The sequence below is a fragment of the Micromonospora sp. I033 genome (genome assembly GCF_053890995.1).
The window spans coordinates 1-18,379 of sequence record NZ_JBSSLX010000015.1 but is presented as its reverse complement, the minus strand read 5'-3'; the positions used below and the strand labels follow the sequence as shown (position 1 = coordinate 18,379).

Here is an 18,379-nt window from a genome sequence, read left to right as displayed (position 1 = left end):
TGAACTGCGCCGCCCGCATACCCGGTCGTGTCGGCGGCACGCCGAGCCAACCCGGGGCAATTTCCCGACATGCCCGGCAAAACCGGCCCTGACCTGCCGTAACGCCCGCCCGCGAAGCGCTCGGCCGCCGACGCGCACGCGTGCTCGAAACCCGACCGCCAGGCTCCGGTTAGGCTGCGGTCATGCCAGGCACCGTCGGGCGGGTCCCCACGCCATCAGCCCCCACCCCGGGAGCGCCCGCCGGATCGGGCGCCACCGGGTCCGGTGCGGCCGCCGTCCTGGCCCACCCGTGGGCGGACACGCCGCTGGGCGCACCGGAGGGCTGGGACCCGGCCGTACGCGCCGTGGTGGACCTGGTGCTGGCCTCGCCGGTGCCGATGGCGCTGCTCTACGGCGAGGACCTGGTCCTGCTCTACAACGACGGGTACGCGGAGCTGATCGGCGAGCGGCACCCGGCGGCGCTCGGCCGGCCGGCGGCCGAGGTGTTCGCCGACCTCTGGCACGACCCCGGCGCCGGTGAGGTGGTCAGCCGGGTCTACCGGCGGGGCGAGCCCTACCTGGAGCGGGAGGCGGTGCTGCCGATCGACCGGCACGGCGCCGGTCCCGCCGAGCCGGCCGTGTTCACCCGCGGCTACTCCCCGGTCCGCGACTCCGCCGGCCGGATCATCGGCGTGCTCACCGTGGCCGCCCAGACCACCCAGGTCACCCAGCAGTTGCAGAGCCTGAGCGACTTCGCGGCCGCGCTCTCCGGCACCCTCACCCTGGACGACGTCGCCCGGGTCACGCTGCGCTACTGCCTGCGCTCCTTCGACGCCGACCGGGTCTCGTTCCTGGTCGACGAGGGCTCCGCCTGGCGGATGGTCCGCCGGGTCCGGGGTGAGCTGCTGGACGAGGCCGACGAGCGGCTGCCCCCGCTGTGGCGGCGGCAGCCCGGCGACTCGTCCGTCCCGGTCGTGGTCACCGCGCGCAGCGGGGTGTCGTCCTTCGTCACCGACGGCCAGCCGCTGCGGGACACCGCGGCGGACCGGCACGACGAGAAGGTCCGGGCGCTCGCGGCGCTGCCGCTGCGCTCGACGGTCATCCGCGGCGCGCTGACCGTCGGCTACCAGGCCGCGCACCCGTGGTCGCCCGCGGAACGGGCGCTGCTCGCCGCCTCGGCGGAGCTGGTGGGCCAGGCCGCCGAGCGGGCCCGCCGCTTCGAGACCCAGCACGGCACCGCCCAGCTGCTGCAACGCAGCATGCTCCCGGAGCAGCTGCCCGACCTGCCACGGCTGCGGATCGCCGCCCGCTACGACCCCGGCGTCGACGGCAACGCCGCCGGCGGCGACTTCTACGACGCGTTCGTGCTGCCCACCGGCGCGCTCGGCGTGGTGCTCGGCGACGTGGCCGGGCACGACGTGCAGGCCGCCGCCCGGATGGGTCAGGTCCGCGCCGCGCTGCGCGCGCTGGCCCTCTCCGACCCCCGGCCGGACGCGGTGCTCGGCGGCCTGGACCGGCTGGTCGCCAGCCTGGGCACCGAGGGTGGCACCAACGAGCTCTTCGTGACCGTGGTGTTCGGCGTGGTCGAGGCCGACCGGGAGCGGGTCACCCTGGCCAGCGCCGGCCATCCCGCCCCGCTGATCCGGCGCTGCCTGACCGACGGCGAGCCGGTCGCCGAGTACGTCGAGGTGCCGCCGGCGCCGCCGTTGGGCCTGGGCTGCCGCCCGCGGACCGTCACCGTGCCGTTCCGCCCCGGCGACACCCTGCTGCTGTTCAGTGACGGGGTGGTGGAGCGGCGCTGGCAGGACCTCACCGCCGGGCTGGCCGGGCTGGGCACGGCGGTGACCGCCGCGGGCAGCGGCGACCCGCGGGCGCTCTGCGCGGTGGCGACCGCCGCCGTGCCGGGCGCCACCGAGGACGACGTGGCCGTGCTGGCGGTGGAGCACGCGGTCAAGCCGAGCCGGTCGGCCAGCATGGAGGTGCCGGCCGAGCCGACCGCGCCGAGCCGGGTCCGGCACTGGATGACCGCCCAGCTCACCGACTGGCAGGTGCCCGAGGGGGTGGTCGGCGCGGCGGTGCTCTGCACCAGCGAGCTGACCACCAACGCCCTGCTGCACGCCGGCACCGCCGCCCGCGTCGAGATCGACCTGACCGCGGAGCGGCTGCTCGTCTCGGTCGCCGACTCCGGCACCCGCGGGCAGGTGACCCGGGCGCGGACCGACACGCTGAGCAGCCGCGGGCGCGGGCTGGGGCTGATCGAGGAGTTGAGCGACGCCTGGGGCACCGACCCCACGGTGCGCGGCTCGACGGTCTGGTTCGAAATCCTCATCCCCGCCGGGTGAGTCGCGCGTCGGCGTCGGCCCGGGCGGGTAGAAGGGGAGCCATGCCTGACGACAACCGCTGCGGCGTCCTCTTCGACGTGGACGGCACCCTGGTCGACACCACCTACCTGCACACCGTGAGCTGGTGGGAGGCGCTCCGCCAGGGTGACCACCGGGTGCCGATGGCGCGGATCCACCGGGCCATCGGGATGGGTTCGGACAAGCTGCTCGACCACCTGCTCGGCGCCGAGCGGGACCGGGACGCGGACGGCAAGCTGCGCGCCACCCACGACGCCCTGTACGCCGAGTACTGGGAGCGGCTGGTGCCGCTGCCCCGGGCGGTGGACCTGCTGCGCGCCTGCGCGTCCCGCGGGCTGCGGGTGGTGCTGGCCACCTCGGCGGCCGAGCACGAGGTGGCCGCCCTGCGGGCCGCCCTCGGCGCGGACGACGTGGTCGACACGGTCACCTCCTCGGCGGACGCGGAGGAGAGCAAGCCGGCGCCGGACATCCTGGAGGCCGCGCTGGCCCAGTCGGGGCTGGCCGCCGAGCGGGTGGTGTTCGTCGGCGACTCGGTCTGGGACGTCGCCGCCGCCGGCAAGCTGGACGTCCCCTGCATCGGCCTCACCTGCGGCGGCACCAGCCGCGGCGAGCTGGCCGGCTCGGGCGCGGTGGCGGTCTACGACGACCCGGCCGCCCTGCTGGACGGGCTGGCCGACAGCGCGATCGCCGCCCTCACCGATCCGACCCGCTCGGTCCGCGCCCCGCGCCGGGCCGGCGACACGGTGACCGGTCCCACCGGGGAGAAGACGGACACGGAGGCATAGCCCACCCCGCTACGGGGCACTGGTGACCACCTGCCCGCACGGTGCGCGGCGGAAGGGTGGTGCCGTGGAACCGGTCGATGTCGCGTTCGCCCTGCTGGGCGTCGGTGCGCTGCTGGCGGGGGTCCTGCCCCGGGTGCTGGAACGCCGGCCGCTGTCGATGCCGATCGCGTTCCTCGGCCTAGGCATGCTGGTGTTCCTGCTGCCCACCGGGCTGCCGACCCCGGATCCGCTGCGCTGGCCGGAGCTGACCACCCACCTCACCGAGGTCGGCGTGATCGTCGCGCTGATGGGCGCCGGCCTCAAGATCGACCGGCCGCTGAGCTGGGCGCGCTGGTCGTCGACGTGGCGCCTGCTCGCCATCGCCATGCCGCTGTGCATCGCCGCGGTGGCGCTGCTCGGCTGGTGGTGGGCCGGCCTCGTCCCGGCCGCGGCGCTGCTGCTGGGCGCGGCGCTCGCCCCGACCGACCCGGTGCTCGCCTCCGACGTGCAGGTGGGCGAGCCGACCGACGTGGAGGACTCGGAGGACGAGGTGCGCTTCGCGCTCACCTCCGAGGCGGGACTGAACGACGGGCTGGCCTTCCCCTTCGTGTACGCGGCCATCGCGATCGCCACCACCAGCCTCGCCCCGGCGGACTGGCTGGCCCGCTGGCTCGCCGTCGACGTGCTCTACAAGCTCGCCGTCGGGGTGGGCGGCGGGCTGCTCATCGGCTGGCTGCTCGGCAAGCTCTTCTTCCGGGCCCCGAGCCAGCTGCGGCTGGCCCGGCACGCCGAGGGCTTCCTCGCCCTCGCCGCGACCTTCCTGGCGTACGGGCTGGTCGAGGTCGCCGGCGGGTACGGCTTCCTGGCCGTCTTCGTGGCCGCCCGGGCGATCCGGGCCGCGGAGCGCACCCACGAGTTCCACTCCGTGCTGCACGACTTCGCCGAACAGGTCGAGCGGCTGCTCACCGTGCTGTTGCTGCTGCTCTTCGGCGGCGCGGTGATGGGCGGCCTGCTCGCCCCGCTGACCTGGCCGGCGGCCCTGGTCGGGCTGGCCCTGGTGCTGGTGATCCGGCCGCTGGCCGGCTGGCTGTCGCTGCGCGGCGCGCCGGGACGCCGGGCCGAGCACTGGGTGATCGCGCTGTTCGGCATCCGCGGCGTCGGCTCGTTCTACTACCTGGCGTACGCCACCAGCAAGACGGAGTTCCCGCAGGCCGAGCTGGTCTGGGCCACGGTCGGCCTGGTGGTGATCGTCTCGGTGGTGGTGCACGGCGTCGCGGCCACCCCGGTCATGCAACTGCTGGACCGGGCGGGCGAGCGGACCCGGGACCCCTCAGAGCGGGGCCGGACGGACGAACCCGCCCTGGGCGGCGTCGGCGGCTGACCGGGGCGCCGGCACCCGGGCGGCCGGCAGCTCCAGACGCAGCCGCACGGTGGTCACCCCGTCGGCGACGTGCACGTCGACCAGGTCGCAGAGCCGGTGCACCAGGAGCAGCCCCCGGCCGCGGACGCTCGCCACCGGCGGGGGGATCCGGCCGGCCAGCGGATCGGCCAGCTCACCCGGGCCGCTCACCTCGCAGACCAGCTCACCCGGGGCGGCCCAGCACCGCGCGACGGCCGGCCCGGTGCCGTGGGTGAGCGCGTTGGAGGCCAGCTCGGTGACGGCGATCCGCAGGTCGTCGACCCGCTCGGCGGCGAGCCCCGCGGCCTGGGCGACGGCGGCGACCGCCGCGCGCAGCGCCCCGAGCCGGTCCGGCCGGACGGGCTCGGTGAGCGCGCCGCCCGGCGGCGGGGGCAGCGGGCGGGCCAGCCGGCGCAGCAGCGCGCGAGGTGGCCGGTAGCCGGCACTGGGCCGGGCCACTCCCCCGCTGACCAGCCAGGGATGGGTCCGGGCGACGTCGGCCAGCGCCCCGGCCGGCAGCCGGGACCGGTCGAACAGGCAGCGCGCGGTGAGCGGCTGGTCGGCGAGACCCAGATTGATCAGCACCTCGTGCTCGACGCAGTGCCGGTACGCGGCCGGCCGCCGGCCGGGCCAGAGCGACTCGCCGACCACCCGGACCCGGCGGCCGGGAAACCGGTGCACGAGGTCGCGCAGCGTGGCCGCGATGATGGTCGCCGGGTTGCGCCCGATCACCGCCATGTCGGCCAGTTCGACACCGTCGAGCGGATCGAGCAGCGGCCGGACCAGGGGCAGCCGGTGGGTGGGCACGGCGACCAGCACCGGCTCGCCGGCGGCCCGCCCCGCCTCGACGAAGTCGCCGATCGCGGCGAGGTAGTCCTGGTCGTGGGCGTAGAGCAGGGCGTCGTGGCGCAGCCCACCGTCCGGGAACGGCGACCGGTCGAGACCGGTCACGCCGTCTCCCGGCCGACCGCCGGCGCCGTTCACTGCGCGTACACCTCCCGGACGAACGATACCCGTCGGTGACGGGCCGCCTGCGCGCAGTGGGACCGGTCAGCCACGGTCCGCGAGCAGCCGGGCGGCCAGGGCCCGGCCCAGGTCCCGGCCGGAGCGCCAGGCGCCCTGCACCCGGGGCCGCCCGAACGCGTCGCCGGCCAGGCCGATCCCGTCGTCGTCCAGGTGGTAGGCGCCGTCGCCGCCGGCCGCCGGCTTCGCGTACGTCCAGCGGTGCACGTGGGTCAGCTCGGCCGGCTCGGGCAGGCCGAACAGGTCGCGGACGGCCTGCTCGATCGCCGGGCCGGCGCCGGTGGGCTGGAGCAGGTGCCCGGCGGCGAACTCGGGGGTGGTGTGCGCGACCAGCACCGGGGCGCCGTCGCCGCGCCGGTCGCCGTCGTCGCAGACCAGGCTCAGCACCGGGTGCCCGTTGACGAACGCGCCCCGGAAGTCCGGCCAGCGGCGCGCGGGGAAGCGCAGCACCCCGGCCAGCGCCGGGGACCACCGCTGGGCCGCCACCGCCCCGGTGGCCGCCGCCAGCGCCGGGTCGAGCAGCAGGGCGGCCTGCGGGCCCGGCATGGCCAGCACCACCGCCCCGGCCGCCCGCCCGTCCACCCGCGGGCCCGGCTCGACCGTCATGACCAGCCGGTCGTGCGTCACCGGCAGGTCCCGGGCCAGGTGCTCGACCAGCGAGCGGAGTCCGCGCGGGGCCGCCCAGCGCACCGGGCCGGCAACCTCCTCGCGCCCCCCGGGGCCGTACGCGACCAGCGTGTCGGTCCACTCCCGGGCCAGGCCGGCGGCGCGCCACTCCTCGACCACGGCGGCGAAGTCGGGGTCGTCGACGGTGAAGTAGGCGGCGCCCAGGTCGGCGGGGCGGCCCGCGAAGCGCTTGCTGGCCATCCGCCCGCCGGTCACCCGGGCCCGTTCCCGCACCTCCACCGGGATGCCGGCCCGGGCCAGCTCGGCGGCGCAGGCCACCCCGGCGATGCCCGCGCCGACCACCACCACACCCGCCCGGCCCGCAGTCACGCCGATGATCGTAGGCGGCGGCCGGCATGAAGACCCGGGGACGGGGGTAGTGGTACACCTGTTCGAGGAGAGGTGATCATCATGGCCGACCGCAGCAACGGCAGCAAGGACCCCGTCAACCCGGACGCCGCCGTCAAGGACCCGGAGGACTGGGTCACCGGCGACGAGCCGCCGACCGCGGCGCAGGAGTCGTACCTGCACACCCTGGCCCGGGAGGCCGGCGAGGAGGTGCCGGAGGGGCTGACCAAGGCCGAGGCGTCCCGCCGGATCGACGAGCTCCAGGCGGAGACCGGTCGCGGCCGGTGAGTCAGCGCGGGGGCAGGCGGTGCAGCTCGACCCGGTCGAGCCGCCCCGCCGCCACCCGCGCGGTCAGGTAGGTCGCGTGCGGCTGGGCCCGCCGGTCGGTGGGTGAGCCGGGGTTGAGCAGCCGCAGGCCGCCCGGGGCCACGCTGTCCCACGGGATGTGGGAGTGCCCGAAGACCAGCAGGTCGCAGTCGGCGAAGGCGGCGGCGCAGCGCTCCTCCCGGCGGGTCTTCGGCCCGGTCTCGTGCACCACGGCCACCCGCAGCCCGGCCAGCTCGACCCGGGCCACCTCCGGCAGCCGGGCGCGCAGCGGCGGCCCGTCGTTGTTGCCGTACACCCCGACCAGCCGGCGGGACCGGGCCGACAGGGCGTCCAGCAGCGACACGTCCACCCAGTCGCCGGCGTGCAGCACCACGTCGGCGGCCTCGACCGCCGCCCAGAGTGGCGCCGGCAGGTCCCGCGCCCGCTTCGGCACGTGCGTGTCGGCCATGATGACCAGTTCCATCCCCCGATCCTGCCCGCCGCCGGGCCCGCTGTCGCGGTGGCGCCCGCACCGGGCCGGGGCGCTCAGGCGCCCTGTTCCTCCATGAAGTCGGTCGGCGCGGCCGGCTGGCCGCCGTGCCGCCCGGCGGCCGCGGTGATCCGGCCCGCGGCGTTGATCAGGCCGATGTGCGAGAAGGCCTGCGGGAAGTTGCCCAGTTGCTCACCGGTGGTCTCGTCGATCTGCTCGGCGAGGAGGCCGAGGTCGTTCGCCTGCGCGGCGAGCCGCCCGAACAGCTGCCGCGCCCGGTCCAGCTCGCCGGCCTCGGCCAGGCCCGCGGCCAGCCAGAACGAGCAGATCAGGAAGCCCGCCGGGTCGGCGTCCCAGCGCCGCAGCAGGCCGTTGCGGGACAGCCGGCGCTCGATCACGTCGATCGTCGCGCGCATCCGCGGCTCGGTGGCGGGCAGGAACCCGACCAGCGGCATGATCAGCACGGAGGCGTCCAGGTCGTCGGAGTCGAAGGCGCCGGTGTACGCCCCGATCCGGTCGTTCCAGCCCCGGCGGAGCACCACCGCGCGCACCTCGTCGCGGGCGGCCGCCCAGCGCGCCACGTCGGCGGGTTCGCCGATCCGGGCTCCGAACCGCACGGCCCGGTCCAGCGCGGTCCAGCACTGCACCTTGGACGACACGTAGTGCCGCTCGACGTCGCGCGCCTCCCACATCCCGGCGTCGGGCCTGCGCCAGTCCCCCACCGCCTGGTCGGCGAGGGCGTGCAGCAGCTGCCGCACCTCGGCGGACATCGGGTCGAGGTAGTACCGCATGAGCCACGCGGCGTCGAGCACCTCGCCCAGCACGTCGGACTGCCGCTGCTGCCACGCGTCGTTGCCGACCAGGACCGGCCGGCTGCCGGCGTATCCGGCCAGGTGGTCGAGGCGGTGCTCGGTGAGGTCCCGCTCGCCCTCGACGCCGTACATGATCGGTACCGGCTCGTCGCCGATCCGGCCCATGGCCCGGGCGATGTAGCTGAACTGCCGGTCCGCCTCGTCCGGGCAGGCGGCCAGCCAGAGCGCCTGGAGGGTGAGGCTGCAGTCGCGGAGCCAGACGAATCGGTAGTCGTAGTTGCGGTCCCCGCCCAGCTCCTCGGGGACCGACGTGGTGGCCGCCGCGACCACCGCCCCGCTGGGCCCGTAGGTCATGCCCTGCACCACCATGGCGCTGCGGCGAACCAGGTCGCGGTAGTCGCCGTGGTAGTCGTGCAGGTCGGCCCAGGACCGCCAGCCGGCGACGGCGTCGGCTAGCACCCGGTCGGCGTCGGGCAGCGCCGGAGCGCCCCCCTGGTAGGTCGGGGCGTACCCGAGGGTGAAGTGGTGGGTGCTGCCAGCGCGGGCGGTGAACCGGCCGGACGCGGCGCCCTCGCCGCAGGTCAACGGCACGTTGGCGCGCAGCTCCAGGCGATATGCGCCGGCCGTCGCGCGGATCACCCCGTCGGTCTCGGTGAGGTAGGCGTTGACCCGGCCGTACTCGAAGCGGGGTGCGTAGTCGACCCGCATCGGCACCTCGCCGGTGAGGCCCTCGACCACCCGGGCGAGCACCCGCGGTGACCGGCGCCCGATCTGGTGCCCGCGGGCGCCGGGCTCCAGCGCCAGGGCGTCGGTGACGGCCGCCGTCCCGGTCGCGGTGGTGAAGACGGTACGCAGCACGAGCGTGTCGTCCAGGTAGGACCGGGTGCTGGTGAACTCGCCCACGGGCCGGATGCTCCAGTGCCCGGCCGCGTCGTCGAGCAGCCGCCCGAACACCGACGGGGCGTCGAAGCGGGGCGGGCACCACCAGTTGACCGAGCCGGCGGTGTCCACGAGCGCCGCGCTGTGCCCGTCGGCGAGGAAACCGTGCTCGCTGATCCGTCCGGTCCGCACCCGGATGGCTACCCGGAGCGGCGGCCGGCATGCGCGGCCATCGGTCCGGGCGGGCGCGTTACCGCCTGACGGCGGTGGGAACGCGGCGGGTTGACGAAGGAGGATGCTCATGACCAGTCCCTCGAGTCCGACCGCGGCCTGGCGGCCCGGGATGCCGGGCAGCGACAACCTCCCGTCCGGCCCGAGCGGTCGTCCGTTGCCGCCGAGCGAGGACGGACACGGGCCGCAGACCGGCCCACCGACCGTCACGATCGGGTCGTACCCGGACTATCCGTCCGCACAGCGGGTGGTGGACTATCTGGCCGACAACCGGTTCCCGGTGGAACGGACCGCGATCGTGGGGACCAACCTCACGCTTGTCGAAACCGTGATGGGCCGGTTGACCACCGGCCGGGCCGCCCTGGTGGGCGCGGGCACCGGCGCCTGGTTCGGCCTGTTCATCGGGTTGCTCTTCGGCATCTTCACCGCGGGCAACTGGCTCGCGGTGATCCTGGTGGGCCTGGTGATCGGCGCCATCTGGGGCGCCGTGTTCGGGGCGGTGGCCCACGCCATGACCGGGGGCCAGCGGGACTTCACGTCGGCCAGTTCGCTGCGGGCCAGCCAGTACGCGGTCACCGTGGACGCGGACGTGGCGGACCAGGCCCGGCAGCTGCTCGGCCGGATGCACCTGACCCCGACCGGCGCCACCGCCCGCTGACCGGTCGATCCCCGACGCCCCGGCACGCCCGTCGCGCCGGGGCGTCACCGGTTCAGTGGTAGGACCGCTCGCCGGCGCGGATCGGGACGTCGACGCGGTTCTCCGGCGGGGCCAGTGGGCAGGCCCACCGGTCGTCGTAGGCGCAGCTCGGGTTGTAGAGGTAGTTGGCGTCGAGCCGCACCCGGTTGCCGGGCAGCACCGTCAGGCCGCGGCCGAAGGTCCCCTTCACCGTGTCGGTCAGGTAGCGCCCGCCCCCGTACGCCTCGGTGCCGCAGGTGGCGTCGCGCAGCGGGACGAACAGCCCGCCCCCGTACGCCTCGATCCACCACAGGGTGAGCGGCCCCCAGGGCGTCTCGGCGACCGCCACGCGCCGGTAGCGCACCACTCCGTCGGGGCCGCCGGTGTCGATGGTCTCGGTGCCCGAGGCGGGGCGCAGCGGCGCCTCGACGACGGCGGCCGGGTCGGGCGGGAACCAGCGCAGCCCGGTGAAGCCCGGGCGGTCGGCGGGCGGCAGCGGGCTGCTGGGGTGGCTGCGGAACAGCTCGTCCCGGGCGGCCCGGAAGCCGGCCAGGTCGAGGTCGGAGAGGTAGAGCCGGGCCACCCGTTCCCGCCAGTCCTGCACGTCGAGATCGTCCACCCCCCGACCCTAGCCCGGACGCTCGGTTCAGATTTCAAAGTGACCGCCGTCAAGCACTGTTGTTGCGCGGCTCACCACCGCACCGGAGGGGTTGTTTAAATTTTAAGTAGTGCTACTCTCGTAGTCATGACGGAGAGCCTGGACGCCGAGCGGCTGGCCTGCTGGCGGGCCTACATCGAGGCGAGCCAGCGGTTGTTCACGCGGCTCGAGGACGATCTGCGCGCCGACAGCGAGCTGAGCTTCGCCGACTACCACGTGCTGGTGCTGCTCTCCGAGGCGCCCGGGCAGCGGCTGCGGATGGGCGAGCTGGCCGGCCGGCTGGTGTTCTCGCCGAGCCGGCTGACCTACCAGATCTCCTCGATGCAGAAGCGCGGCCTGGTCGCCCGGGAATCCTGCCCGGATGACCGGCGCGGCAGCGAGGCGGTGCTCACCGCCGCCGGGCTGCTGACGCTGCGCGAGGCCGCACCGCACCACCTGCGCTCCGTGCGCGCCCACCTGATCGACGACCTCGACGACGCCGAGGTCGCCTGCCTCACCCGGGTCTTCGAGCGGCTCGGCCGGCGCCTGACCGCCGACCGCGACGCGTCGTCCACCCCGGCCGACAAGTAGAAGGAGCCCCGAGATGCCCGCGATCACCGTCGACGACGTCCTCGTCCTGCCCCGCCTGCCGGAGCTCGCCGAGTCCACCAGCTTCCGCCCGGTCCGCCGGGTGACCACCGCGCCGAGCGGCTACGAGGGTGAGGGCTTCCCGGTCCGCCGGGCCTTCGCCGGGGTCCCGCTGACCGAGCTGGACCCGTTCATCCACCTCGACCAGATGGGCGAGGTCGACTACGCGCCGGGCGAGCCGAAGGGCACCCCGTGGCACCCGCACCGGGGCTTCGAGACGGTGACCTACATGATCGACGGGATCATGGACCACCAGGACTCGCAGGGCGGCGGCGGCACCATCACCGACGGCGACACCCAGTGGATGACGGCGGGCCGTGGCCTGCTGCACATCGAGGCGCCGCCGGAGCACCTGGTGATGAGCGGCGGCCTCTTCCACGGCCTCCAGCTCTGGGTCAACCTGCCCCGGGTGGCGAAGATGAACCCGCCGCGCTACCAGGACATCCGCGGCCGGGAGTCGGCGCTGCTGACCACGCCCGACGGCGGCGCGCTGATCCGGGTGATCGCCGGCGAGATCGCCGGCCATCAGGGGCCGGGATCGACCCACACGCCGATCACCATCGCGCACGTGACGCTCCAGCCCGGCGCCGAGCTGAGCCTGCCCTGGCGGCCGGACTTCAACGCGCTGGTCTACGTCCTGGCCGGCCGGGGCACCGTGGGCACCGACCGGCGGCCGATCCACCTCGGCCAGCTCGCGGTGCACGGCCCGGGCGACGCGCTGCGGGTCACCGCGGACGCGCGGCAGGACGCCAACACCCCGGCGCTGGAGCTCTACATCATGGGCGGCCAGCCGATCCGCGAGCCGGTGGCGCACTACGGCCCGTTCGTGATGAACACCCGGGCCGAGCTGATCCAGGCGGTCGAGGACTACCAGGCCGGCCGGCTCGGGGTCATCCCGGCCGAGCGTGTGCCGCACAGCGGCGGCGAGGGCGACCGCCCCTGACCGCCCGAGCCGACGGGCGTCCCGGTTCTCCGGGGCGCCCGTCGCCGGCTCTCGGTGGACGGCGCGTCTCAGGAGACGGCGAAGATGCCGGCCACCCCGAGGATCACCATCAACAGGACCGCCACCAGCGCACCCCGTTCCCCCTCCACCGCCTGCTCGCGGTATTCGGTCACGGTGTTCGTCGTCTCGGCGGGCATGCTGTGGCCTCCTCGGTTTCGCGATCCAGGGGTCCGGTGCACCCCCACGCGAGCACCCCACCGACCTGGGGCGGTCGGCGTGCGGGGCCGTGCCGGGGGTCCTACCGTGAGGACGTTGTCGACCTCGGGAGGCTGGAACGTGACGATGCGGCACTGGTTCCTCTCCGCACAGGAACGCGCCAACCCAGGGTCTGAGTTACCCGTCTGGACGAGCGGAAACCTCGTTGAGCCGTTAATTCACGGCGGCGCGTACTTCGACCGGCTGGTCAGTGAGGTGGAGCACCTCCGGGCCGGCGACCACCTCTTCTTCACCGACTGGCGCGGCGACCCGGACGAGCGGATGCGGCCGGACGGCCCCACCGTGGTGCAGCTGTTCGCCCAGGCCGCCCAGCGCGGGGTCGTCGTCAAGGGCCTGATCTGGCGCTCCCACCTCGACGCGCTCTCCTACAGCGAGGAGGAGAACCGCGACCTCAGCGAGGCGATCTGCGCCGCCGGCGGGGAGGTGCTGCTCGACCAGCGGGTCCGCCGCGGCGGCTCGCACCACCAGAAGCTGGTGGTGCTGCGCCACCCCGGCGCGCCGGAGCGGGACATCGCGTTCGCCGGCGGGATCGACCTCTGCCACAGCCGGCGCGACGACGCGACGCACGGCGGCGACCCCCAGGCGGTCGCCATGTCCCCCCGGTACGGCCCGCGCCCGCCCTGGCACGACGTCCAGCTCGCGCTCCGGGGCCCGGTGGTCGGCGCGCTGGACACCACCTTCCGGGAGCGGTGGACCGACCCGATGCCGCTGGACTCGGAGAACCCGATGGCCTACCTGCGGGACCGGCTGCGCGGCTCGGACCTGAGCCCGGACCCGCTGCCCGACCAGCCCGCCGACCCGCCGCCCCGCGGGCCGCACCACGTCCAGGTGCTGCGCACCTACCCCGCGGTACGCCCGCGCTACTCGTTCGCCCCGGACGGCGAGCGGACGGTGGCCCGCGGCTACACCAAGGCGGTCCGCCGGGCCCGGCGGCTGATCTACCTGGAGGACCAGTACCTCTGGTCGACCGAGGTGGCCGACCTCTTCGCCCGGGCCCTGCGCGAGCAGCCGGAGCTGCACCTGGTGGCCGTCGTGCCCCGGCACCCGGACGTGGACGGCCGGCTGGCGCTGCCGCCGAACATGGTCGGCCGCGCGCAGGCCCTCGAACTCTGCCACCGGGCCGCCCCCGACCGGGTGCACGTGTTCGACGTGCAGAACCACGAGGGCACCCCGGTCTACGTGCACGCGAAGGTCTGCGTGGTGGACGACGTCTGGGCCAGCGTGGGCAGCGACAACTTCAACCGCCGCTCGTGGACCCACGACAGCGAGCTGTCCTGTGCCGTGCTGGACGAGACCCGGGACGAGCGGGCCCCGGCCGACCCGGCGGGGCTGGGCGACGGCGCCCGGGTGTTCGCCCGGGACCTGCGGCTGCGGCTCTGGCGGGAGCACCTGGACCGGGACCCGGACGGCGGTGCGGACGACGACCTGCTGGATCCCGCGGACGCGGTCGCGGCGATCACCTCGGCGGCGGAGGCGCTGGAGCGGTGGCACGAGTCCGGGCGCTCCGGGCCCCGCCCGCCGGGGCGGCTGCGACCGCACCGGCCGGAACGGCTGTCCTGGCACACCCGGCTCTGGGCGCTGCCCGCCTACCGGCTGGTCTACGACCCGGACGGCAGGCCGCTGCGGGCCCGGCGCGCCGGCACCTGGTGAGCCGCCGCGACCGGGTCGCCGGCCGGCAGCGGCTCGTCGAGCGCGTTCGGCCGGGCCGGGTACGCGAACGACACCCGGGGCGAGTAGAAGCCCCAGCAGACCTGTAGCGGGTTGGCCGGCCGGAGCGCGTACACCGGATGCTCCGGGGCGAGGAACTCCACCGACTCGACCTCGAAAGGCGACACCGGCTCGGCCACGTACGGGTAGTCCGCGACGATCAGCTCGCCGTCACGGGCGGTGAGGTAGCGGTGGTGGCCGTTGTGCGCCTCGGTGCCGGTGTGCCCGACCCGGGCCGTGACCTGGATGAGCGGCCGCCCGTCGGTCCAGGTCTCGGCGACGAGCCGCCCGCCCCGGACGTCGAGCAGGGTCTCCCCCGCCGTGGCGGGAGCGCCACGGGCGGACGCGTACTGCCGGACCCGCGGGCTGGAGGCGAGGTAGTGGGTCCACCAGCCGCCGGGCGTCTCGCCGTCGGGCGGCTGCATGTCCGCGAGTGAGACACCGAGGAAGCTCAGCGAGTACGCGCCGAAGCCGGACGTCTGGGTCTCGTCGTCCACCACGTACTGGCAGAGGAAGACCTGGTGGTCGGGATGCGGGGAGAGGCCGGCCGGAACGAGTGCCGCGACCGCGTCGGGGTCCGCCGGGAGCCAGCTGAACAGCAGGGTCCGGGCGTTGACGACGAGTTGCGGAGCGGCGGGATCCAGCACGAGGCCTCCGTAGACGTGTACACGTGACGCTACGGGCGGTCCCGTCGGCGGGACAAGGACGGAAAGGCGACAGTCTGCGCCGAGTGTCGGGTTTCACGTTGACCGGTCGGCCCCTCGGCCCGTCCGTCCGGTCGGCCGGGCCCAACCGTCTCGTCCGGCGAGCCCGGGCGGCCATCCGAGAGGTTCTGCCCCGGTTCGGGCACTTAATGCCGCACCACGGCTTAAGTACATCGTACTTTCGGCTAGATTTCCTCCGGCCGATCAGGTTAAGGTGGCTTCCGAACGGCCTAACTGAAGCTAAACCGAAGCGTCACGTCTTTTTGTTTCGCGGACGAGGTGCAGGGAGGACCACCCATGACCGCGCACACGATCAGCGAGCCGGCGACGACAGCGCCGTCCACCTCCGAGAAGCTCGACCCGCGGGCGCTCACCGACAGCGCCGCCGAGCTGCTCAACGCGATGGCGGCGCTGCCCGCCAACCATCCGTCGCGCCCGGCGCTGCGCGACCGGGCGATCGAGGCCTGGCTGCCGCTCGCCAACCATCTCGCCCACCGCTACAGCGGCCGCGGCGAGCCCACCGACGACCTGGCGCAGACCGCCGCCGTCGGCCTGATCAAGGCGATCGACAAGTTCGACCCGTCCCGCGGCGTCGACTTCGCCGGCTACGCCATCCCGACCATCATCGGCGAGCTGAAGCGCCACTTCCGCGACCGCACCTGGGACATCCGGGTGCCGCGGCGCCTCCAGGAGCTGCGGCTGGCCATCTCCGACGCCAACAGCTCGCTGCTGCAGACCCTCGGCCGCTCGCCGACGGTCGCCGACATCGCCGGCCACCTCAACCTCACCGAGGAAGAGGTCCTGGAGGGCCTGGAGGGCGCGCGCGCCTACAACGCGGTGTCGCTGTCCACCCCGACCGGCGACGGCGACCGGGCCACCGAGCTGGGCGACATGCTCGGTGGCGAGGACGGCGAGTTCGAGCTGGCCGAGCTGCGGGTCGCCCTCGGGCCGGCGCTGGCCACGCTCGACGAGCGCGAGCAGAAGATCCTCACGCTGCGCTTCTACGGCAACCTGACCCAGTCGCAGATCGCGGAGCAGATCGGCGTCTCGCAGATGCACGTGTCCCGGCTGCTGGCCCGGGCGCTCACGAAGCTGCGCGGGCAGCTCGACGGAACGTACTAGGGGGTGGCGACGGTGGCCGGGTCGGCGGGCCCGGCCACCGTTGACGTCCACTCAGGCCCGGTCGGCGGTGCGCCGGCCGGGCCGTTCCGCGCTCAGCGCAGCACCAGCAGGTCCAGGGTGTCGACCACCGGGGCGTGCGGGGTCCGCCGCGCCGCCGCGCGCAGCCGGCCCACCCCGCGGTCGTAGTCCGCGTCGTCGAGCAGCACCAGCGGGGTGTGCGCGGCGCGCCGCAGCCCGTCGGCCGCGGCCCGCAGCGAAGGGGCGGTGACCTGCGGCACCGGCTCCAGCGCGACCGGAGCGAACCCGGCCGCCTCGAACGCCGCGCAGACCTCGGCGACCGAGGGATAGCCATCCAGCACCCGCAGCGCTTCCGGGAACCAGCGGAACAGGGTGACCCCGCCGCCCCGGCCGGCGAAGACCGACCGGATCAGCACCGGCGCGCCGGGCCGCAGCACCCGGCGCAGCTCGGCGGCGACCGCCGGCAGGTCGGGCAGGTGGTGGACCACCGTGGAGAGCCACGCGCCGTCCAGGCCGGCCGCCGCGAGGGGCAGCGCCTCCGCCCGACCGGCCACCATGCCCGGGTACGCCGAGCGGGCCCGCATGGCCGCCGCCGGCTCGACCGCCACCACGTCCGCCCCGTACCAGCCCCGGAAGGCGGCCGCCCAGGTGCCGGTGCCCGCCCCCAGGTCGAGCAGCCGGTCGCCGGGACCGACGGGCAGATGCCGGGACACCGCGGCGCGCCAGCCGGCCAGGCCGTCGGGCGGCAGGTGCCGGTTCGCCGCGAAGGCGGCGGCCGTGGGTTCGTCGTACGCCATCATCGCCATGACCGTCACTCCACGCGAGGAAACGGTCACGGTCAATGTGAGAAGTCGAACAGGACCCCGCGCGGACCGCCCCGGCGGGGGTGCGAGAGTGGGTCCGTGCTCTCCGACGTCTCCCTGGACCTGCCGGTCCGGCCGGTGCTGCCCGCGCTGGTCGAGGCGCTGGGGGCGGCCGGCGCGGCGGTCCTGGTGGCACCGCCGGGCACCGGCAAGACCACCCTGGCGCCGCTCGCGGTGGCCGCCGAGGTCCCCGGCCGGGTGGTGATCGCCCAGCCCCGCCGGGTGGCCGCCCGGGCCGCCGCGCACCGGATGGCCGCCCTGCTCGGCGAGCGGGTCGGCGAGCGGATCGGGTACGCCGTGCGCGGCGAGCGCCGGGTCGGCCCGCGTACCCGGGTCGAGGTGGTCACCACCGGCCTGCTGGTCCGCCGCCTGCACCACGACCCGGAGTTGCCCGGGGTCGGCGCGGTGCTGCTCGACGAGTGCCACGAGCGGCAGCTCGACGCCGACCTGGCACTGGCGTTCACCGTCGAGGCCCGCGGCACACTCCGGCCGGACCTGTGGCTGCTGGCCATGTCGGCCACCCCACGGGCGGACCGGTTCGCCGCGCTGCTCGGCGGGGGCGACCCCGCACCGGTGGTCCGGGCGGAGGCCGCCCTGCACCCGGTGGACCGGGTCTGGGCGCCGCCGCCCCGCCCGGTCGCCGCGCCCGGAGCGGGCCGGGTCGACCCGGCGCTGCTGGACCACGTGGCGGCGACGGTGCGCCGGGCGCTGCACGAGCGGGACGGCGACGTGCTGGTCTTCCTGCCCGGCGCCGGCGAGATCGCCGCCGTGGCCGGCCGCCTGGCCGATCTGCGCGACGCGGTCGCCGTGCTGCCGCTGCACGGCCGGCTCCCCGGCTCGGCGCAGGACGCGGCACTGCGACCGGTCGACCGGCGCCGGGTGGTGCTGGCCACCGCCGTGGCGGAGAGCAGCCTGACCGTGCCCGGCGTCCGCGTCGTGGTGGACGCCGGGCTGAGCCGGGTGGCCCGCACCGACCTGGCCCGCGGGCTGGGCGCCCTGGTCACCGTGCCGGTGTCCCGGGCGGCGGCCACCCAGCGGGCCGGCCGCGCCGGGCGGGAGGCGCCCGGCGCGGTCTACCGGTGCTGGTCGGAGGCGACGCACGCCCGGCTCGCCCCGCAGCCCGAGCCGGAGATCGCCACCGCCGACCTGACCGGGTTCGCGCTGGAGCTGGCCGCCTGGGGCACCCCGGACGGCACCGGGCTGGCGTTGCCCGACCCCCCGCCGCCGGCCGCGCTGGCCGTCGCCCGGGAGACACTGACGACGCTCGGCGCGATCGACGCGGACGGCCGGATCACCGCCCGGGGCCGGGCCATCGCGGCCGCCGGGGCGCATCCCCGGCTGGCCCGGGCGCTGCTCGACGGCGCGGAGCGGGTCGGCGCCGACCGGGCCGCCGAGGTGGTGGCGCTGCTCGCCGAGGAGACGCTGGGCGGCAACGGGGACGACCTCACGGCGCTCTGGCGCCGCCTGCGCACCACCACCGACCCGGCGGCAACCGCCCGCTGGCGCGCCGAGGTACGCCGCCTCCGCG

18 protein-coding genes are annotated in these 18,379 nt (G+C 75.6%); 10 read left to right on the top strand and 8 right to left on the bottom strand.

The features are described 5' to 3' along the window. Positions 1–182: 182 nt before the first annotated feature. The 3 genes from ACW0Q9_RS04690 to ACW0Q9_RS04680 all read left to right on the top strand — a co-directional run bounded on the left by ACW0Q9_RS04690 (position 183) and on the right by ACW0Q9_RS04680 (position 4,484). Positions 183–2,321, top strand: coding sequence for a SpoIIE family protein phosphatase (locus ACW0Q9_RS04690; RefSeq protein ID WP_456178652.1), 2,139 nt, complete (start codon positions 183–185; stop codon positions 2,319–2,321). Positions 2,322–2,362: 41 nt separating this feature from the next. Continuing rightward, positions 2,363–3,124 (top strand): HAD family hydrolase, encoded by a 762-nt coding sequence (locus ACW0Q9_RS04685; RefSeq protein ID WP_456178651.1) that lies wholly within the window; start codon positions 2,363–2,365, stop codon positions 3,122–3,124. Positions 3,125–3,188: 64 nt separating this feature from the next. Continuing rightward, positions 3,189–4,484 (top strand): cation:proton antiporter, encoded by a 1,296-nt coding sequence (locus tag ACW0Q9_RS04680; RefSeq protein WP_456178650.1) that lies wholly within the window; start codon positions 3,189–3,191, stop codon positions 4,482–4,484. On the opposite strand, the gene ACW0Q9_RS04675 is transcribed toward ACW0Q9_RS04680, so the two are convergent. Together ACW0Q9_RS04675 and ACW0Q9_RS04670 are read right to left on the bottom strand one after the other, a co-directional pair. Further along, entirely contained in the window at positions 4,434–5,453 is a 1,020-nt protein-coding gene (locus tag ACW0Q9_RS04675; protein ID WP_456178648.1) for an anti-sigma factor RsbA family regulatory protein, read from the bottom strand. The two genes, ACW0Q9_RS04680 and ACW0Q9_RS04675, sit on opposite strands and share 51 nt — an antisense overlap. Positions 5,454–5,552: 99 nt before the next feature. After that, entirely contained in the window at positions 5,553–6,500 is a 948-nt protein-coding gene (locus ACW0Q9_RS04670; protein WP_456178703.1) for an NAD(P)/FAD-dependent oxidoreductase, read from the bottom strand. Positions 6,501–6,602: 102 nt separating this feature from the next. Here ACW0Q9_RS04670 and ACW0Q9_RS04665 point away from each other — a divergent pair, with 102 nt between their 5' ends. After that, positions 6,603–6,827 carry a DUF3072 domain-containing protein gene (locus ACW0Q9_RS04665; protein WP_189196313.1) on the top strand — a complete coding sequence of 75 codons (225 nt, stop codon included), beginning with the start codon at positions 6,603–6,605 and terminating at the stop codon, positions 6,825–6,827. A gap of 1 nt (position 6,828) precedes the next feature. Here ACW0Q9_RS04665 and ACW0Q9_RS04660 read toward each other — a convergent pair whose 3' ends face one another. Both ACW0Q9_RS04660 and ACW0Q9_RS04655 read right to left on the bottom strand, forming a co-directional pair. Continuing rightward, a complete protein-coding gene (locus ACW0Q9_RS04660) occupies positions 6,829–7,329 on the bottom strand; it encodes a metallophosphoesterase family protein (protein WP_456178647.1) in 501 nt (166 codons plus the stop codon). 62 nt (positions 7,330–7,391) lie between these two features. Then, positions 7,392–9,218 carry a glycoside hydrolase family 15 protein gene (locus ACW0Q9_RS04655; protein ID WP_456178646.1) on the bottom strand — a complete coding sequence of 609 codons (1,827 nt, stop codon included), beginning with the start codon at positions 9,216–9,218 and terminating at the stop codon, positions 7,392–7,394. A 109-nt stretch (positions 9,219–9,327) separates the two neighbouring features. Between ACW0Q9_RS04655 and ACW0Q9_RS04650 the strand changes: the two genes are divergently transcribed. After that, entirely contained in the window at positions 9,328–9,915 is a 588-nt protein-coding gene (locus ACW0Q9_RS04650; RefSeq protein WP_456178645.1) for a general stress protein, read from the top strand. Positions 9,916–9,967: 52 nt separating this feature from the next. Here ACW0Q9_RS04650 and ACW0Q9_RS04645 read toward each other — a convergent pair whose 3' ends face one another. Next, positions 9,968–10,552 carry a DUF1684 domain-containing protein gene (locus tag ACW0Q9_RS04645; RefSeq protein WP_456178643.1) on the bottom strand — a complete coding sequence of 195 codons (585 nt, stop codon included), beginning with the start codon at positions 10,550–10,552 and terminating at the stop codon, positions 9,968–9,970. Between the two features lie 126 nt (positions 10,553–10,678). Between ACW0Q9_RS04645 and ACW0Q9_RS04640 the strand changes: the two genes are divergently transcribed. Both ACW0Q9_RS04640 and ACW0Q9_RS04635 read left to right on the top strand, forming a co-directional pair. Continuing rightward, positions 10,679–11,161 (top strand): MarR family winged helix-turn-helix transcriptional regulator, encoded by a 483-nt coding sequence (locus ACW0Q9_RS04640; protein WP_456178642.1) that lies wholly within the window; start codon positions 10,679–10,681, stop codon positions 11,159–11,161. A gap of 13 nt (positions 11,162–11,174) precedes the next feature. Next, entirely contained in the window at positions 11,175–12,161 is a 987-nt protein-coding gene (locus ACW0Q9_RS04635; RefSeq protein ID WP_456178640.1) for a pirin family protein, read from the top strand. Positions 12,162–12,229: 68 nt separating this feature from the next. Here ACW0Q9_RS04635 and ACW0Q9_RS04630 read toward each other — a convergent pair whose 3' ends face one another. Next, entirely contained in the window at positions 12,230–12,358 is a 129-nt protein-coding gene (locus ACW0Q9_RS04630) for a hypothetical protein (RefSeq protein WP_255509960.1), read from the bottom strand. Between the two features lie 139 nt (positions 12,359–12,497). On the opposite strand from ACW0Q9_RS04630, the gene ACW0Q9_RS04625 reads away from it, so the two are divergent. Further along, a complete protein-coding gene (locus tag ACW0Q9_RS04625; protein ID WP_456178702.1) occupies positions 12,498–14,087 on the top strand; it encodes a phospholipase D family protein in 1,590 nt (529 codons plus the stop codon). Here ACW0Q9_RS04625 and ACW0Q9_RS04620 read toward each other — a convergent pair. After that, complete coding sequence (locus tag ACW0Q9_RS04620) at positions 14,036–14,791, bottom strand: hypothetical protein (RefSeq protein WP_456178638.1); 756 nt, start codon at positions 14,789–14,791, stop codon at positions 14,036–14,038. The two genes, ACW0Q9_RS04625 and ACW0Q9_RS04620, sit on opposite strands and share 52 nt — an antisense overlap. 354 nt (positions 14,792–15,145) lie before the next feature. Here ACW0Q9_RS04620 and ACW0Q9_RS04615 point away from each other — a divergent pair, with 354 nt between their 5' ends. Next, positions 15,146–15,970, top strand: coding sequence for a SigB/SigF/SigG family RNA polymerase sigma factor (locus ACW0Q9_RS04615; RefSeq protein ID WP_456178636.1), 825 nt, complete (start codon positions 15,146–15,148; stop codon positions 15,968–15,970). A gap of 92 nt (positions 15,971–16,062) precedes the next feature. On the opposite strand, the gene ACW0Q9_RS04610 is transcribed toward ACW0Q9_RS04615, so the two are convergent. Then, positions 16,063–16,794: a class I SAM-dependent methyltransferase gene (locus ACW0Q9_RS04610; protein ID WP_456178634.1), complete on the bottom strand. Its 732-nt coding sequence runs from the start codon at positions 16,792–16,794 to the stop codon at positions 16,063–16,065. A gap of 96 nt (positions 16,795–16,890) precedes the next feature. Here ACW0Q9_RS04610 and ACW0Q9_RS04605 point away from each other — a divergent pair. Continuing rightward, on the top strand, positions 16,891–18,379 hold a 1,489-nt coding region (locus tag ACW0Q9_RS04605), incomplete at its 3' end, for a helicase-related protein (RefSeq protein ID WP_456178633.1).

What these genes read in the sequence shown, in the direction of transcription:
- ACW0Q9_RS04610 (WP_456178634.1), bottom strand. Translation starts at nt 16,794, where the DNA reads ATGGCGATGATGGCGTACGACGAACCCACGGCCGCCGCCTTCGCGGCG.
- ACW0Q9_RS04685 (WP_456178651.1), top strand. Translation starts at nt 2,363, where the DNA reads ATGCCTGACGACAACCGCTGCGGCGTCCTCTTCGACGTGGACGGCACC.
- ACW0Q9_RS04690 (WP_456178652.1), top strand. Translation starts at nt 183, where the DNA reads ATGCCAGGCACCGTCGGGCGGGTCCCCACGCCATCAGCCCCCACCCCG.
- ACW0Q9_RS04615 (WP_456178636.1), top strand. Translation starts at nt 15,146, where the DNA reads ATGACCGCGCACACGATCAGCGAGCCGGCGACGACAGCGCCGTCCACC.
- ACW0Q9_RS04660 (WP_456178647.1), bottom strand. Translation starts at nt 7,329, where the DNA reads ATGGAACTGGTCATCATGGCCGACACGCACGTGCCGAAGCGGGCGCGG.
- ACW0Q9_RS04635 (WP_456178640.1), top strand. Translation starts at nt 11,175, where the DNA reads ATGCCCGCGATCACCGTCGACGACGTCCTCGTCCTGCCCCGCCTGCCG.
- ACW0Q9_RS04640 (WP_456178642.1), top strand. Translation starts at nt 10,679, where the DNA reads ATGACGGAGAGCCTGGACGCCGAGCGGCTGGCCTGCTGGCGGGCCTAC.
- ACW0Q9_RS04630 (WP_255509960.1), bottom strand. Translation starts at nt 12,358, where the DNA reads ATGCCCGCCGAGACGACGAACACCGTGACCGAATACCGCGAGCAGGCG.
- ACW0Q9_RS04650 (WP_456178645.1), top strand. Translation starts at nt 9,328, where the DNA reads ATGACCAGTCCCTCGAGTCCGACCGCGGCCTGGCGGCCCGGGATGCCG.
- ACW0Q9_RS04665 (WP_189196313.1), top strand. Translation starts at nt 6,603, where the DNA reads ATGGCCGACCGCAGCAACGGCAGCAAGGACCCCGTCAACCCGGACGCC.